Source organism: Aliidiomarina celeris (genome assembly GCF_003316875.1).
Taxonomy (GTDB): Bacteria; Pseudomonadota; Gammaproteobacteria; order Enterobacterales; family Alteromonadaceae; genus Aliidiomarina; species Aliidiomarina celeris.
This window is the reverse complement of record NZ_QMIL01000008.1, coordinates 23947-38556: the sequence shown is the minus strand read 5'-3', so window position 1 is coordinate 38556 and position 14610 is coordinate 23947. Positions and strand designations below refer to the sequence as shown.

Here is a 14610-nt window from a genome sequence, read left to right as displayed (position 1 = left end):
GGCAGCAAGGGCTACGAATGCTCGCTGTCTTGGCTGGCTGTTTCAGCGCTAGGCTCATGCTCTTGGTAACTGTTACTGCGCTGTTGGCGGGTTATTTCTTCTTGAATATAGGGCCGCGCCAAGGTAAGCGTAACCGGGAATAACAAAACAGGGTACAAAATACCAGCGGCCAGTAAACTCACAACCTTCCAAAGCACGCCCGGCACTTCAATTAAGCTCCAAAACAGCGCCACAATAATTAGCACTTTCAGTATGTTCGCTATGGCTTTACGGCCAAAGGGCATGGCTTTTGCTGCGCGCTGAATAATAGCAACGCGCTCGGTTGGGCTGAACCCTTGCAACTCTTCAATATGCTTCGTTGAAAAATGAACCATCACACATCTCCGCTATTTTTTGGGTTGGCGTTTGCCGAATTTGGCCTGCCGTTGGTAGCCATTTTCGCAGTAACCGGCGTTGCTTACTGTTAAGCCCTCATGTTGGGCTCATCGCTATTTGCATGCGCAATAGTAGCCTACACCATAAAAATTTTCACCTGCACGTGTTCACAGGGGTAAATCCGGCCACGCGTTGGTAGCAGTTGAAGGCGTTGGGCCGAGTGGGAAGCTATTAGCGCGCCCGTTTTATCAGGGTCGTTCGTGTATGGGCGTGGGTAATCGCAACGGCAAGAGCGTCGGCGGCGTCGGCCTGGGGCCGGCTAGGTAATTTCAGCACTTGCATAACCATGTGTTGCACTTGCTCTTTATTCGCTGCACCGGTGCCTACCACCGCTTGCTTAATATGGCGCGCGGAATATTCCGCAACTTCCAGCGCTTGGTTCGCCGCCGCAACCATAGCAACGCCCCGCGCTTGCCCAAGTTTTAGCGCCGAGTCTGGGTTACGCGCCATAAACACCTGCTCAATGGCAAATTCTGTCGGGCAGTATTGGGTAATCAGCTCGGTTACACCGTCGAATATAATCTTTAAACGCTCCGCCATAGTCGGCTCGCCCAATGCCTTGGTAGAAACACGGGTAGACGCTGCGCGAATACAGCCGCTGCCGACATAAATCAGCCGACTGCCTTGCTGCTGAATTACCCCAAAACCTGTAATACGCGAGCCGGGGTCAATACCAAGAATTATCGCCACAGAGGCCCCTAACTGAACACCAACAAATAAAGCAGAAGCCTACCACAAAATCATCGCGGCTGCGGGGTGTTGAATTCTAACGCGGTTTCACGCGAGGCCCTTAGTTTTGAAAACATCCTCAACAGTAGACGCCTGCAACGTGTTCATGAGCCAACGCTTCAGCTCTGCCGGAGAAGCACCTTCAATTTGTGTAACATACACATCCGGCAAATGAACAAACTTAGCTTGAAGTAGCTCTAACAACATTTCGCGCTGAGCTTCTGCTTTACCCTTCTGCAGTCCTTTCTGCATCCCTTCAGCAAGCCCTTCCTTTTTCCAGTTCTGTTTCCACTCAACAACCGTTTCTTCTAACATGCTGTGCACTCCTTCTAGGTCATCAACCTGCTCAAAGTCGATATGCTCCCACCTCGAAGGTAATAATACCCCTTTCATCCACGCAAGAAAGGCCTTGTTCAGCGATTTTTGCTCTTCTTGCTCCAGCCAATGCTTAACCGCTTCAAATGCATGTAAAAGATCATCCTCGTTGAATTTAAACGCGGATTAAAGCGCGGCGGTGCACGCGCCTACGGTGTTACTGTTTAAGATTCTGCTCATGCGCTGGCAGCGGGTGATCTTTGTATTTATGTTCCTCGAGCAACAGAAAATCAAAGCGCGGAATGAACTGCTCAATACCCCCCGGAATTACATCAATCAAATCGTACAGCTGGGTGGTGAACTTCCACGGTGATTTACCGTTGTACAGCACCATCGGCAGCACCGGCGGCAGTTCCTGTTTTACATAGCCCTTCAGCAAATCAATCACCATGGTGGGTTGGCTAAACAACAATTTATAACTTGCGTCAATCGACTTGCGCTGCTGCTCCCGCGTGCGCTTTGTACTAAGTTTTCTTCCCGTTGGTTTTGAAGCATCCATGCCACCGTTCTCCGTGTTTAATTAACACAAAGAAGTTTAGAAAAGGAGCACTCAAGCGCAATTCAATTCAGCCATAACCCCGTGAATCGAAGAGGCGCGGGCATGTGCGAAAAACGAATCCCAGCCACCGGCCAGCGGGCGCGTGAGAGGAGAGCCTTAAATTCAAACGCGGCTTTTAATAAGGAATGGCACGCGCCTACGGGGTGTTGGATTAGGTTTCGGCGTAGGCCTCGGTGGGAATTTCTGCGTTGTGATAAACCTCTTGTACATCATCGAGATCATCAAGCATGTCGATCAATTTAACGACCTGCTGTGCGGTTTCTAAATCGAGCTCTACTTTTGTAGCTGGCACTTGGGTAACTTCGGCGTTGTCGGGGGTAAGGTTGGCTGCAGCGAGCGCGTCTATCACGGCACCGAAGTCTTCGGGAGTGGTGAATACGTCAATTGAACCGTCGTCATAACTCACAACGTCTTCAGCGCCCCCTTCCAAAGCCGCCTCCATAACCGAGTCTTCGTTAACGCCCGGCGCAAAACTAAGCACTCCACGCTTAGTAAAGAGGTAGGAAACAGAGCCGTCGGTGCCAAGGTTACCATTGGTTTTGGTAAATGCGTGGCGCACTTCAGACACGGTACGGTTGCGGTTGTCGCTCATGCATTCCACCATAATAGCGACGCCGCCCGCGCCGTAGCCTTCATAGCGAATTTCTTCCATATTGTCGGCGTCGAGCTCACCGGCGCCGCGGGCAATGGCGGTGTCGATGGTGTCGCGCTTCATATTGTTGGAAAGCGCTTTGTCCATCGCCGCGCGCAGGCGTGGGTTAGTGCTCGGATCGGATCCTCCGGCGCGCGCGGAAACCACAAGCTCACGAATCAGTTTGGTGAAAATTTTACCGCGCTTGGCATCTTGCGCCGCTTTTCTATGTTTTATGTTGGCCCATTTGGAATGTCCAGCCATTATTCCTCCTGAGGTTTGTTTGTACGCATGCGTGTTGTACGCATGCGATATTGTACGTGCTGCGGTGCAGCACCTACGTGCAACTCCTACGCGTCCTTTTTTACAACCTGAATGCCGAGCTCGTTTAAGGCTTCTGGGTTGGCGTAGCCGGGGGCGTCGGTGAGCACACAGGCTGCGGTGGTGGTTTTCGGGAACGCGATTACGTCGCGAATACTGCTCGCACCCACCATCAGCATCACCAATCGGTCGAGGCCGAAGGCCAAGCCGGCGTGCGGCGGTGTGCCATATTTCAGCGCTTCCAACAAGAAACCGAATTTTTCTTTCGCTTCGTCGGCGCCAATGCCCAAAATTTCGAACACAGCAGACTGCATTTCGGCGTTAAAAATACGCACAGAACCACCGCCGACTTCACAACCATTCAGTACCATGTCGTAGGCGTCGGAAATTGCGGCCGCTGGGTTGGCTTTCAGTTCTTCGGCGGTAACGCCAATAGGCGAGGTGAAGGGGTGGTGTAGCGCAGCGTAGCCACCTTCGTATTCTTCAAACATGGGGAAGTCGACCACCCACAGTGGCTTCCAACTGTCTTCCACTAAGTCAAAATCTTGGCCTACTTTTAAACGCAGCGCGCCGAGTGCTTCGCTCACTACGGTGGCGTTGTCGGCGCCGAACAAAAGAATGTCGCCGTCTGCGGCCTGAGTGCGTTCCAGTAATTGCTGAACCACGTCTTCAGGGAAGAACTTCAGTACAGGCGACTGCAAGCCTTCGGTACCTTTCGCCAGCTCGTTCACTTTCATCCACGCTAGGCCTTTGGCACCGTAAATACCGACAAACTGTGTGTATTCGTCGATTTGCTTACGGCTTAAGCTTGCTCCGCCGGGAACACGAATAACCGCTACGCGGCCTTTTGCGTCATTCGCAGGACCAGAGAACACTTTAAAGTCGATGTCTTTTACCAAGTCAGCAATGTCGACGATTTCTAGCGGGTTACGTAAGTCGGGCTTGTCGCTGCCGTAGCGGCGCATGGCTTCGGCGTAGCTCATCACTGGGAACGCCCCTAGGTCGACGTTCATTAGTTCGTTGAAGAGTGAGCGCACCAGCCGTTCGGTGATGTCACGCACTTCTTGCGCACTCATAAAGGTGGTTTCAATATCAATTTGGGTAAACTCAGGCTGGCGATCTGCGCGTAAGTCTTCGTCGCGGAAACATTTTACAATTTGGTAGTAGCGGTCGAAGCCCGACATCATGAGTAATTGTTTGAACAACTGCGGCGACTGCGGCAGAGCAAAAAACTTGCCGTCGTGGGTGCGCGAAGGCACTAAGTAATCGCGGGCACCTTCAGGCGTAGCGCGGGTAAGCATGGGGGTTTCGATGTCGAGGAAGCCTTCGGCGTCCATAAAACGGCGCACGGCTGAACTTACTTTCGCGCGGAACACCAATTTTTCGTTCATTTCTGGGCGTCGCAGGTCTAAGTAACGAAAGCGCAAACGCTGCTCTTCACTCACGTGTTGGTTAAAGTCGATAGGAAGCGGCGCCGACTTATTTAAAATTGTGAGCTCGGTGGCGAGAATTTCAATGCGGCCGGTGCTCATGCGCTCATTCACTTGCCCTTCTGGGCGGGCGCGTACTTCGCCACGTAGCTGAATACAAAATTCTTGCCGTAAGGTGTTCGCCGTTTCGAACATGGCCGCGTGATCGGGATCGAATACCACCTGCACAATACCGCTACGGTCACGCATATCGACGAAAATCAAACCGCCTAAATCGCGGCGCTTATGCACCCATCCGGCGAGTGTGACGTGTTGCCCAAGGGCGTTTTCCGTGACCTGTCCACAATAATGACTGCGCATGGTGTTCTACATTCCTGTTCTGGCGATATGAAAAATGGCGTGTAGTATACGATACAGGGTGGTTCAGGTACAATTCGCGCGTGCCGATGTTCGCAGCGCGGTGTTACGATGCCGCGTAGGTATGGCACCGCCGTACATGGCAGGATTTTGAATTCGGGTGAATGCGCGGCGGTGCCGCGCTTACGATGGCGCGTAGGTACGGCAATGCCGTACATGGCAGGATTTTGAATTCGGGTGAATGCGCGGCGGTGCCGCGCTTACGATGCCGCGTAGGTACGGCAATGCCGTACATGGCAGGATTTTGAATTCGGGTGAATGCGCGGCGGTGCCGCGCTTACGATGCCGCGTAGGTACGGCAAAGCCGTACATGGCAGGATTTTGAATTCGTATAAATCCCGGCAACGCCGTACGTTGCGTGATATTGAATACAGGTGCACGCGCCAACGGTGGTCAATAAAACAGAAAGACAGAGGACAAACAGGTTATGAGCTCTCCTCGCGACTCTATTTACGCGCAGCCTTTAAATGAAGTTGCGAACTTCGCTTTCGACGACCGTGTTGCCGAAGTGTTTCCCGACATGATCGGGCGTTCGGTGCCGGGTTACGCGACCATGGTGCAAACCATTGGCTTGCTGGCGGGCCGGTATGCGCAGCCGAATACGCGTGTGTACGATCTTGGCTGCTCGCTTGGGGCCGCAAGTATTGCTATGAAACAGCATATTCAGGCTGAGGGCGTTACTATTATTGGGCTCGACAATTCGGCGGCTATGGTGCAGCGTTGCCAAGCTCACGTAAACGCTTGGCGTGGGGCTACGCCGGTGCACATTGAATGTGCCGACATTCTCGAAGCCGAGCTCGAGCCTTGTTCGTTCGTGGCTATGAATTTCACCATGCAGTTTATTGAGCCGGGGCGGCGCGAAGCTTTGGTCGCCAAAATTTACAACACGCTTACCCCAGGTGGCATGCTGGTGCTGTCGGAAAAGGTGCGCCATGAAGACTCACGCGCAGACGACGTATTAATCGACTTACACCATGAATTTAAACGTCAGAATGGCTACAGCGAGCTCGAAATTGCGCAAAAGCGCGCGGCTATTGAGAATGTCATGTTGATTGACTCCGAAGCCGAGCACTACGCACGCTTGCAGGCTGCGGGTTTCACCACGGTGCAAAACTGGTATCGTTGCTTTAATTTCACCTCTTATTTTGCAATCAAGTAAAGGCTCATGACCGAATTTCACTCTTTTTACGCGCGGCTGACAGAAAGCGGCCTTGGCCATTGGCTCGAAACGCTTCCCGCTGCGGTGCAACGTTGGCATAGCGAACAACGCCACGGCGAGTTGCATAAATGGCAGCGCATTGTTGACCAGTTGCCTGATCTCACGCCTTCCAGCTTTGATTTAACCCGCCAAGTGCGTATCGGTGAAGCAAACGACGCCAAACCTGGCGAGCGGGCGCGTATTCAAGGCTTGCTGAAACAGTTAACGCCATGGCGGAAAGGGCCGTTCGAGCTTTTTGGCGTGCACATTGACACCGAATGGCGCTCCGACTGGAAATGGGACCGCGTGCAGCCGCACATTGCGAATCTTGAAGGGCGGCGGGTACTCGACATTGGTTGTGGCAGCGGTTATCACCTGTGGCGCATGAAAGGCGCGGGTGCGTCGCTGGTGGTGGGTGTTGACCCTAGCCAGCTGTTTATGATGCAGTTTCGCGCCATTCAGCGTTATTTACCTGAATCGATTGCCCGCGACGTGGAGTTACTGCCGCTCGGCGTTGAGCACCTCCAAAAAGTAGAGGCCTTCGACACCGTGTTTACCATGGGGGTGTTGTATCATCGACGTTCGCCTATCGATTTTTTGCAGCAATGTATAGACCAACTAGCGCCCGGCGGCGAGTTGGTGTTGGAAACATTGGTGATCGACGGCGATGAGCAGCAGGTTCTGGTACCGGGCGACCGCTATGCACAAATGCCTAACGTGTGGTTTATTCCCAGTTCAAAAGCCTTGTGCCACTGGCTTGAGCGGCTAGGCATGAAAAATATTCGTGTGGTCGATGAAAATGTAACCAGCTTGCAAGAGCAGCGTGCAACCGAATGGATGCAAGGTCAGTCGCTGGCTGATTTTCTCGACCCGCAAAACAGCAACCGAACGCGCGAAGGCTTTCCTGCCCCCAAACGCGCGGTTGTGCTGTGCAACAAATAGGGGGCGCTGTTCTACGCAATCACTTACAATTTGTGTAAGATTACCTCCATACAAGAACAAAAATTAGAGTGATAACCACAAGAGAGCGCAGCGCATGATAGGACGTTTGCAAGGGCAGTTGGTGGCCAAGCAACCCCCAGAATTACTGATTGACGTGAACGGCGTGGGGTACGAAGTACAGGTGCCTATGACCTGTTATTATGAGTTGCCGGACGTGGGCAAACAGGTCACCCTGTGGACGCATTTTGTGGTGCGTGAAGACGCGCAATTGTTGTTTGGTTTTAATACCGCAGATGAACGTGCATTGTTCAGGTTGCTTATTAAAGCCCAGGGGATAGGCCCGAAGTTGGCACTCACTATATTGTCGAGCATGAGTGCGAATCAGTTTATTTTGTCGGTGCAGCAAAGCGACGTGTCAACCTTGGTGAAAATTCCTGGGGTGGGGAAAAAGACCGCCGAGCGGTTGGTAGTGGAAATGCGCGACCGGCTGAAGAACTTTACCGGAGCAGATTTCGACACGGGCGTGCCTGGAGTAAAGCCGGAGTTAATTCAAACAACGGCCTCGAATGCCAAAGACGAAGCATTAAGCGCCTTACTCGCCCTTGGCTACAAGGCAAACCAAGCGGAAACCGTACTTCGGAAAGTCGCCAGCGACAACATGGCCGCCGAAGACATCATCCGCCAAGCCCTAAAAGCCATGGCCTAACCTTGGGGTCAGATACAACTTTTCCGCCATTCCAACGGTAGAATGCGGCCTGCAGCGGAGGGGGTCAGACCCCAAAGCGACTAAAAGCGCAAAAATGGGCGGAAAAACGATGATAGTTCATAGGTTTAGCTATGGGGTCTGACCCCATAGTTGGAGGGTCTGACCCCGTAGTTGGGGTGAAGTTGAGGAGTGTGACATGATTGAAGCGGATCGGATGGTGCAGGGGCACGCGACGCGGGAAGACGAGGTGATTGACCGTGCGATTCGGCCGAAAATGCTGGCGGACTACACGGGCCAAGCGCATGTTGTTGAGCAGCTGAGCATTTACATTGAGGCGGCGCGGGCGCGGCAAGACGCGTTAGATCACGTCTTGATCTTCGGGCCTCCAGGCTTGGGTAAAACCACATTGGCCAATATCATTGCCAACGAAATGGGCGTGAGTATTAAAACTACGTCTGGTCCAGTGCTGGAAAAAGCGGGCGATCTCGCCGCCATGCTCACGAACCTGGAACCGAACGACGTGCTCTTCATCGACGAGATTCACCGCCTAAGCCCGGTGGTGGAAGAAGTGCTGTATCCTGCCATGGAAGACTATCAACTCGACATTATGATCGGCGAAGGCCCCGCCGCCCGCTCTATCAAGCTCGATCTCCCGCCCTTTACCTTAGTAGGCGCAACCACCCGCGCTGGCGCGCTTACCAGCCCATTAAGAGACCGCTTTGGTATTGTGCAGCGGCTGGAATTCTATAACGTGGAAGATCTCACCACTATTGTACGCCGCAGCGCGCACTATCTTGAGTTACAAATGGGCGAAGAAGGCGCGCGAGAAATCGCGGCACGGTCACGCGGTACGCCGCGTATTGCTAATCGGTTATTGCGCCGAGTACGCGACTACGCCGAAGTACGCGCCGACGGCAATATAACCGCCGAAGTGGCAGCGCTTGCGCTTGATATGGTCGACGTCGACAAAGCCGGTTTCGATTATATGGATCGTAAATTACTCGAAGCCATTATGGAAAAATTCGACGGCGGCCCAGTGGGCCTCGAAAACCTCGCCGCCGCTATTGGCGAAGAAAAAGACACCATCGAAGATGTAATAGAACCCTTCTTAATTCAACAGGGCTTTATTCAGCGCACCCCCCGCGGCCGCATGGCCACGCCCCGCGCATACACCCACTTCGGCCTAACACGCTAAGCTCCAAGCCCAATAAGCGCGGCACTCTTGCCAACAGGGAACCTGCGCGTGCGTATAGACGACAATATTGCCCATAGCTCAATATGCCTGTAACATCCGTTTGTTAATTTTTTTGTTTCCATTATCAGTCATTGTAGGAAGTTTTCATGTCGCCTAAACAACAAGGAAGCGCGCCGACTGGCGTGCGCAAAGTTATCATTCCAGTAGCGGGCCTCGGTACGCGCATGCTGCCGGCCACCAAAGCCATTCCAAAAGAAATGCTACCGCTGGTCGACCGACCCCTCATTCAGTTTATTGTCGATGAATGTGCGGCGGCGGGGTTAACGGAAATTATTTTGGTGACGCACTCGTCGAAAAACGCGATTGAAAACCACTTCGACACGAGCTTTGAACTGGAGTCGACTTTAGAAAAGCGGGTGAAACGTCAGCTACTTGAAGAAGTGCAAGCCATTTGCCCGAAAGGCACCACCATTATGCATGTGCGCCAAGGCGTCGCGAAAGGCTTGGGCCATGCTATTTTGTGCGCGCGCCCCATGGTGGGTAACGAGCCCTTCGCGGTCGTGTTGCCCGACGTACTTATGGACGACGCCACGGCCGACTTGAGCAAAGACAACCTCGCGGAAATGGTGGCGAACTTTAATAAAGACGGCATTAGCCAAGTGATGGTTGAAAAGGTGCCGGAAAAAGACGTGAATAAATACGGTATCGCCGACATTAACGGTACGAAGTTAAAAGCCGGCGAGCAAGCGCCGATTAAAGCTCTGGTGGAAAAGCCCGAGGTGAAAGACGCGCCGTCTGACCTAGCGGTAGTGGGGCGTTATGTATTCACCAGCGCATTATGGACGTTGTTAGAAAAAACGCCTCCGGGTGCGGGCGACGAAATTCAGCTTACCGACGCCATGGACATGTTGCTGGAAGAAGCGCAAATGAACGCTTATTACATGAAAGGTGCGAGCCACGACTGCGGCAACAAAGCCGGTTACGTGAAAGCCTTTATTGCCTTTGCCAAACGCCACCCAGAAACCAAGGACTTGTTTTAAATGCCACGGAAAGAGCCGGTAGCACTGCTACAAACCAAGCTCAACGAGCTGATTTTCGACTGGAGTTATCAATTTTTAACCCCCGCAGAGCTTGAAGCTTTTGCCGCGAAGCGTTTGCCGGCTAGCTTTAACGCGCAGCGCGACGCGCTTATGTGCGGGAAATTTCAGAACGTGAGCGAAAACCGCGAAGTGAGCCATGTGCTGAGTCGTGGCGAGCGCTCGGTTTTACGCCAAGGCAGCGACTCGCGTTTTGCGCAGCTGGTACGCAAGCTGCGCAGCGGCAACTGGCTCGGTGCAACGGGTAAGCCAATTACCGATATTGTAAATATTGGTGTGGGTGGTTCAGATCTTGGCCCGCTAATGACTAGCTTTGCGCTGAAAGAATTTGCCTCGGATATTCAAAAACATAGTGTGAACACGCACTTTGTGTCGTCGATGGACGGCGGCCAGCTTTACGCTGTATTGCCTATTGTGAACCCGGAAACCACGGTGTTTGTGGTGGCGTCGAAGTCGTTCGGAACGCTCGACACCTTTGCCAACGTAAACACGGTAAAAGTATGGGTGAATGAGCATTTTGCGCCGATCAATAAAACCGAGGTGGACTGGTTCGAGCACCATGTACTGGGTATTTCAGCGAACCCCAAACGCATGACCGAAATGGGCATTCCGCCCGCACATCAGCTTACTTTTGACCAAAGTGTCGGCGGGCGTTTTTCGATGTGGTCGGCAATTGGTTTAGCGATAGCCACAACCTGCGGCGTGCGGGTTTTTGAACGGCTGCTCGAAGGTGCGCAGGCTATGGACAAGCATTTCGCCAGTGCGCCATTAACCGAAAATATTCCAATGCTAATGGCGCTTTGCGGGGTATATAACCGCGAAGAGCGCGGTATTAACAACGTGGCTATTTTGCCGTACGACGGGCGCTTTCGCCATTTGCCGTCATATTTGCAGCAGCTCGATATGGAGAGCAACGGCAAGCAGTGCACAGCTACAGGCGAAGCCATTAAGTACCCGACCGGGCCTTTGATTTGGGGCGGTTTTGGGCCGAACGGGCAGCACGCGTTTTTCCAGCATTTACACCAAGGTTACGACAGCTTTGCCGCCGACTTTATTATGGTGCTAAAACGCAAGGCGCCGGGTTTTTCACCCATGGTGCAGGAAAGTTTAGCCGACCAACAAGAGCTGTCGGTGGCCAACTGCTTGGCGCACAGAAAGCTAATGGCGTATGGTTCGGAAGACGGCAGCGCGCGCAATTTTTACCCGGGCAACCACCCGAATAACTTGCTCGCGGTCGAGGAGCTTACACCAGAAAGCTTCGGCGCAATTATTGCGGCCTACGAGCATAAAGTGTTCACCCAAGGGCTGATTTGGGGGCTCAATAGTTTCGACCAACCCGGTGTTGAGCTCGGGAAAAAAATTGCTGAAAATACGCTAGCCGCCATTCAAGGCAACAGTAGCGAAAGCTTCGACCCAAGCACCGACCGCTTTATTACGCTCGCAAAGTCGTAGGTACGGCACCGCCGTACATGCCGCGGCGGTTTATTTCATTCACACTTTTCTACAAATTGTGACGTTTATATTTTGCAAACATCACGTACAATCAATGCATATAACGTGTAGGTACGGCAACGCCGTACATGCCGGGATGTTGAATTCAAATATGGGTTCATGCGCGGCAATGCACGCGCCTACGGCACCGCACCGCCGTACATGCGGAAATGCCGAATGCGAGATCTAATGATTGATAAGAGGGCTTTACTATGACGAAACTAAAATTATTATCTGCAATTTTATTTGCTGCTGTGGTCGGTTTGGCTGGGTGTTCGTCGAAGCCTGACAACGAGTGGCCTTCCTGGTTCGACGTACAAGCCGAGCCTGAAGCTTATTTTTATGGTTTTGGTGAAGGCGTTAGCCGCGACTCGAACTTGGCGGCGCGACAAGCGCGTTTGAATGCACAGGCGCAGTTAGCGGAGTCGTTCGCTATTTATGTAGAAAGCGAAGCGCGCCAGGCAGGGCAAATTAACTTGGGTGACCCAGAAACTTCGGGTACCTTTATCGACGCGGTACAAGCGCGGGTACAAGAAACGGTGCAAGCGGTTGAAACCGATCGCGTTGAACGCGTGCGCTTACCCGACGGCTCAACCCGCGTATATGTGCGTATGCGTATGCCGCGTAACCAAGGGGCGCGCACGGGCCGTGAAATTCTCGACGAATTCGACGCGCGCATGCGTGAAACGCGCGGTTAACACAAGAACAGGTTAAGGCGAGTCGATGTTGAAACGCTTTCGTTACGCAAAAGCTCAGGCACTACCCTGCCTGTTTCATGCCTTCACCATCGCTTGCCTGTTGGTGCTGAGCGGTTGTTCGCTTGCGCCATCAGAGCAGCCCACTACGCGCGATCAAATTCCAACTTTAGGCACGCAACCCGACCGTTTTGCCTACGGTTCTGGTTTTGGCGAAAGCCGGGAGCGGGCATTGCAGGCGGCGCGCGACGAGCTGGCGGAAATGATTCTGGTGAACGTGCGTACGGAAACGCGGCAGGATTTACGCGACACCGAACAGCAAGAAATTACCCGCGAATTTATTTCGTCGTCGTTTTCTTGGTCGAACGTAGAGCTGGAAAACGTGCAAGTGGATTACGAGCAACAAAACCGCAACGACGGCACTTGGTTTGTGCGCTTGCGTATTGATCGCGACACAGTGTTTCGCCTCACCCAGCTGGCGCGACAAAAGGCACCTGCGTTGAACGCCGTGTATCGGCTCGAGCAAGCCCCTCGCACGGAGCCGGCGCAGCGCTTAGAGCGCGCTATTCTGGGTTACAACATTGCCGTGCGCGACAACGTTTTAAAAGAGCAGTTCATTACGGCACTGGGCAGCCAAGCGAGCTTTGAAACCTATTTTGCCGAAATAACGGAAGCCAGTGTGCGTACTTTGCGCGCCTTGCCGGTATTGCATGAAAACCGCCGGCAAATCTCTGTTGCTTTGGTGCACAGCGGCACGGCTACCCCGCAGCGTGGCGCAACTTTTTATCTTAGAACCGAACGCGGCGAGCGCGAGTTGCTCACCGACTCTGGTGGTATGTCGGCGGCGTTGAACTTACGCGAGCTCGGCGACTCGTTTTCGGTGGTTATGCGGGTGGGCGACATTGGTGCGGAAGGCGCGCGCATTGAGCGGTTTCGTGAAGTGGGGCGGTTTTCTACGCGTAGCCTAACCAATGCGGTAGAAACCACGGTGTATTTTTATGTAAACCCGAGCGACGCCAACGTGCGGGTAAATAACGAGAGTTTAGGCTCGCCGGTGCGGCATGTGTTAGTGCCGGGGAAAACCTACCAAGTGGCGGTGCGATCGGAGCGGTATCGTGAACAATTAAGCGAGCTTGAGATTCCTCGCGGAGCGGCATTTGCTTTTGTGCGGGCCGAACTTGAAGCGCGCCAGTTTGGTAGCTTGGCATTGTCGGTGGGCGACCGCGCGGCGCGTATTGAAGTACGCCGCGACAGCGATTTGTGGGAGCGCTCTGAGAATAATCAGTTTGAGCGGGAACTAGCCGAAGCAGGCTCATATGCGATTCGGGTTGGGCGCGCGTCGAGCGTGCCGGGCGAGTTGGGGTTCGACCCCGAGTACCAAATTGTGCAAGACCTGGTGGAGCTGCAAAGTGAGCAGCGTTATAGCGTGGAGTACCCGGAGCCAGCCTACCGCGAGCCTTATAATTATGGCTGGCGCGTGGGTGTGTACTCACTTCGGGGCAGTGGCGACCCGTCTGCAACGTACCGTATTCCGTATGCGCGCAGCGACATGCAAGGCACCGACGGCCACTACGGCCAGTTTTATCGCGACACGGGGCAAAGTTCGCAGTTTTATTTGGGCTCGGCCAACGACTTTGTGTTGAATGTGCAGCGTTACTTCGACACTTTGAACTTCACCCTGCAAGGCAATGTGGGGGTGCGCACGCATCAGTTTAATTTGCCCAATAGCCTGCGTATTAATGGTTTTGCGGCGTACGGCGACCGAAAAGTTACACTCGACGCTTACCATGCCAGTATTGGCGTTGGGTTTTGGAAGAGCTTTTATTCCGACATGGTGCTGGCTTCGGTTACGGTGAATCAGGGCTACGACTACACCACTTGGGACGAAGACGAAACCATTAGTTTCCAAACGGCCGATGGCGCTACGGCTATGCTACCGAGCAGTGGTAGCGCCACCAATAGCTACGCCTTTGTTGAGGCCAACGCGCATTTCAGCTTCGGCGGCGGGCTTGGCATTACCGCCAGTGTGGTGTTCCCCATCGAAATGCTCGAACCAAGCATACAGCTCGGCTTTGCCTACAGCTTTTTCGAAAGCGGCTACCGCAAACCAGCCATGATCCCATATCAACCGTAGGTGCTGCACCGCAGCACGCGCGATGGTTGGTGATCCACGCACGATGGCCGGTGTTGCGGCCGATGTTGCGGCCGGTGTGGCCGTAGGTGCTGCACCGCAGCACGCGCGATGGCCGATGATGCACGAACGATGGTGGATGTTGCACGTGTGATGGTGGATGTTGCGGCCGGTGTGGCCGTAGGTGCTGCACCGCAGCACGCGCGATGGTTGTTGATGCACTTACGATGGCCGATGTTGCCGCCGATGTTGCCGTAG

Annotated in this window: 15 protein-coding genes; 9 read left to right on the top strand and 6 right to left on the bottom strand. The window is 53.5% G+C overall.

The features are described from left to right. Nucleotides 1–11: 11 nt before the first annotated feature. The 6 genes from DQW12_RS12530 to aspS form a co-directional block, all read right to left on the bottom strand. Nucleotides 12–374 carry a DUF6170 family protein gene (locus tag DQW12_RS12530; protein WP_113908216.1) on the bottom strand — a complete coding sequence of 121 codons (363 nt, stop codon included), beginning with the start codon at nucleotides 372–374 and terminating at the stop codon, nucleotides 12–14. Between the two features lie 232 nt (nucleotides 375–606). After that, nucleotides 607–1125, bottom strand: coding sequence for a crossover junction endodeoxyribonuclease RuvC (ruvC, locus tag DQW12_RS12525; RefSeq protein ID WP_113908215.1), 519 nt, complete (start codon nucleotides 1123–1125; stop codon nucleotides 607–609). Between the two features lie 87 nt (nucleotides 1126–1212). Further along, entirely contained in the window at nucleotides 1213–1479 is a 267-nt protein-coding gene (locus DQW12_RS12520; protein WP_113908214.1) for an RpnC/YadD family protein, read from the bottom strand. Nucleotides 1480–1696: 217 nt separating this feature from the next. Beyond that, nucleotides 1697–2038: an Rpn family recombination-promoting nuclease/putative transposase gene (locus DQW12_RS12515; protein ID WP_113908213.1), complete on the bottom strand. Its 342-nt coding sequence runs from the start codon at nucleotides 2036–2038 to the stop codon at nucleotides 1697–1699. 211 nt (nucleotides 2039–2249) lie between these two features. Beyond that, entirely contained in the window at nucleotides 2250–2993 is a 744-nt protein-coding gene (locus DQW12_RS12510) for a YebC/PmpR family DNA-binding transcriptional regulator (protein WP_113908212.1), read from the bottom strand. Nucleotides 2994–3079: 86 nt separating this feature from the next. After that, on the bottom strand, nucleotides 3080–4840 hold the full coding sequence (gene aspS / locus DQW12_RS12505) for an aspartate--tRNA ligase (RefSeq protein WP_113908211.1): 1761 nt from the start codon (nucleotides 4838–4840) through the stop codon (nucleotides 3080–3082). A 484-nt stretch (nucleotides 4841–5324) separates the two neighbouring features. On the opposite strand from aspS, the gene cmoA reads away from it, so the two are divergent. The 9 genes from cmoA (at nucleotide 5325) to DQW12_RS13520 (ending at nucleotide 14610) form a co-directional block, all read left to right on the top strand. Beyond that, on the top strand, nucleotides 5325–6056 hold the full coding sequence (gene cmoA, locus DQW12_RS12500) for a carboxy-S-adenosyl-L-methionine synthase CmoA (RefSeq protein ID WP_113908210.1): 732 nt from the start codon (nucleotides 5325–5327) through the stop codon (nucleotides 6054–6056). Nucleotides 6057–6062: 6 nt separating this feature from the next. After that, nucleotides 6063–7037 carry a tRNA 5-methoxyuridine(34)/uridine 5-oxyacetic acid(34) synthase CmoB gene (gene cmoB / locus DQW12_RS12495; protein ID WP_113908209.1) on the top strand — a complete coding sequence of 325 codons (975 nt, stop codon included), beginning with the start codon at nucleotides 6063–6065 and terminating at the stop codon, nucleotides 7035–7037. Nucleotides 7038–7131: 94 nt separating this feature from the next. Further along, nucleotides 7132–7743, top strand: a complete 612-nt coding sequence (gene ruvA / locus DQW12_RS12490; protein ID WP_113908208.1) for a Holliday junction branch migration protein RuvA — start codon at nucleotides 7132–7134, stop codon at nucleotides 7741–7743. A gap of 196 nt (nucleotides 7744–7939) precedes the next feature. Continuing rightward, the gene (gene ruvB, locus DQW12_RS12485) at nucleotides 7940–8938 is read left to right on the top strand and encodes a Holliday junction branch migration DNA helicase RuvB (protein ID WP_113908207.1); all 999 of its coding nucleotides are present in this window, start codon (nucleotides 7940–7942) and stop codon (nucleotides 8936–8938) included. A 146-nt stretch (nucleotides 8939–9084) separates the two neighbouring features. Beyond that, nucleotides 9085–9978, top strand: a complete 894-nt coding sequence (gene galU / locus DQW12_RS12480; RefSeq protein ID WP_113908206.1) for a UTP--glucose-1-phosphate uridylyltransferase GalU — start codon at nucleotides 9085–9087, stop codon at nucleotides 9976–9978. Then, complete coding sequence (gene pgi / locus DQW12_RS12475; RefSeq protein WP_113908205.1) at nucleotides 9979–11487, top strand: glucose-6-phosphate isomerase; 1509 nt, start codon at nucleotides 9979–9981, stop codon at nucleotides 11485–11487. A 251-nt stretch (nucleotides 11488–11738) separates the two neighbouring features. Further along, nucleotides 11739–12224, top strand: a complete 486-nt coding sequence (locus DQW12_RS12470) for an LPP20 family lipoprotein (RefSeq protein ID WP_113908204.1) — start codon at nucleotides 11739–11741, stop codon at nucleotides 12222–12224. 25 nt (nucleotides 12225–12249) lie between these two features. Beyond that, nucleotides 12250–14355, top strand: a complete 2106-nt coding sequence (locus DQW12_RS12465; RefSeq protein WP_113908203.1) for a hypothetical protein — start codon at nucleotides 12250–12252, stop codon at nucleotides 14353–14355. Nucleotides 14356–14463: 108 nt separating this feature from the next. Further along, the gene (locus DQW12_RS13520) at nucleotides 14464–14610 is read left to right on the top strand and encodes a hypothetical protein (RefSeq protein ID WP_157957930.1); all 147 of its coding nucleotides are present in this window, start codon (nucleotides 14464–14466) and stop codon (nucleotides 14608–14610) included.

Bases quoted from the DNA above. Each gene is read 5' to 3' on its own strand.
- DQW12_RS12530 (WP_113908216.1), bottom strand. From the start codon at position 374: ATGGTTCATTTTTCAACGAAGCATATTGAAGAGTTGCAAGGGTTCAGC.
- DQW12_RS12520 (WP_113908214.1), bottom strand. From the start codon at position 1,479: ATGTTAGAAGAAACGGTTGTTGAGTGGAAACAGAACTGGAAAAAGGAA.
- DQW12_RS12515 (WP_113908213.1), bottom strand. From the start codon at position 2,038: ATGGATGCTTCAAAACCAACGGGAAGAAAACTTAGTACAAAGCGCACG.
- DQW12_RS12510 (WP_113908212.1), bottom strand. From the start codon at position 2,993: ATGGCTGGACATTCCAAATGGGCCAACATAAAACATAGAAAAGCGGCG.
- aspS (WP_113908211.1), bottom strand. From the start codon at position 4,840: ATGCGCAGTCATTATTGTGGACAGGTCACGGAAAACGCCCTTGGGCAA.
- cmoA (WP_113908210.1), top strand. From the start codon at position 5,325: ATGAGCTCTCCTCGCGACTCTATTTACGCGCAGCCTTTAAATGAAGTT.
- cmoB (WP_113908209.1), top strand. From the start codon at position 6,063: ATGACCGAATTTCACTCTTTTTACGCGCGGCTGACAGAAAGCGGCCTT.
- ruvA (WP_113908208.1), top strand. From the start codon at position 7,132: ATGATAGGACGTTTGCAAGGGCAGTTGGTGGCCAAGCAACCCCCAGAA.
- ruvB (WP_113908207.1), top strand. From the start codon at position 7,940: ATGATTGAAGCGGATCGGATGGTGCAGGGGCACGCGACGCGGGAAGAC.
- galU (WP_113908206.1), top strand. From the start codon at position 9,085: ATGTCGCCTAAACAACAAGGAAGCGCGCCGACTGGCGTGCGCAAAGTT.
- pgi (WP_113908205.1), top strand. From the start codon at position 9,979: ATGCCACGGAAAGAGCCGGTAGCACTGCTACAAACCAAGCTCAACGAG.
- DQW12_RS12470 (WP_113908204.1), top strand. From the start codon at position 11,739: ATGACGAAACTAAAATTATTATCTGCAATTTTATTTGCTGCTGTGGTC.
- DQW12_RS12465 (WP_113908203.1), top strand. From the start codon at position 12,250: ATGTTGAAACGCTTTCGTTACGCAAAAGCTCAGGCACTACCCTGCCTG.
- DQW12_RS13520 (WP_157957930.1), top strand. From the start codon at position 14,464: ATGGCCGATGATGCACGAACGATGGTGGATGTTGCACGTGTGATGGTG.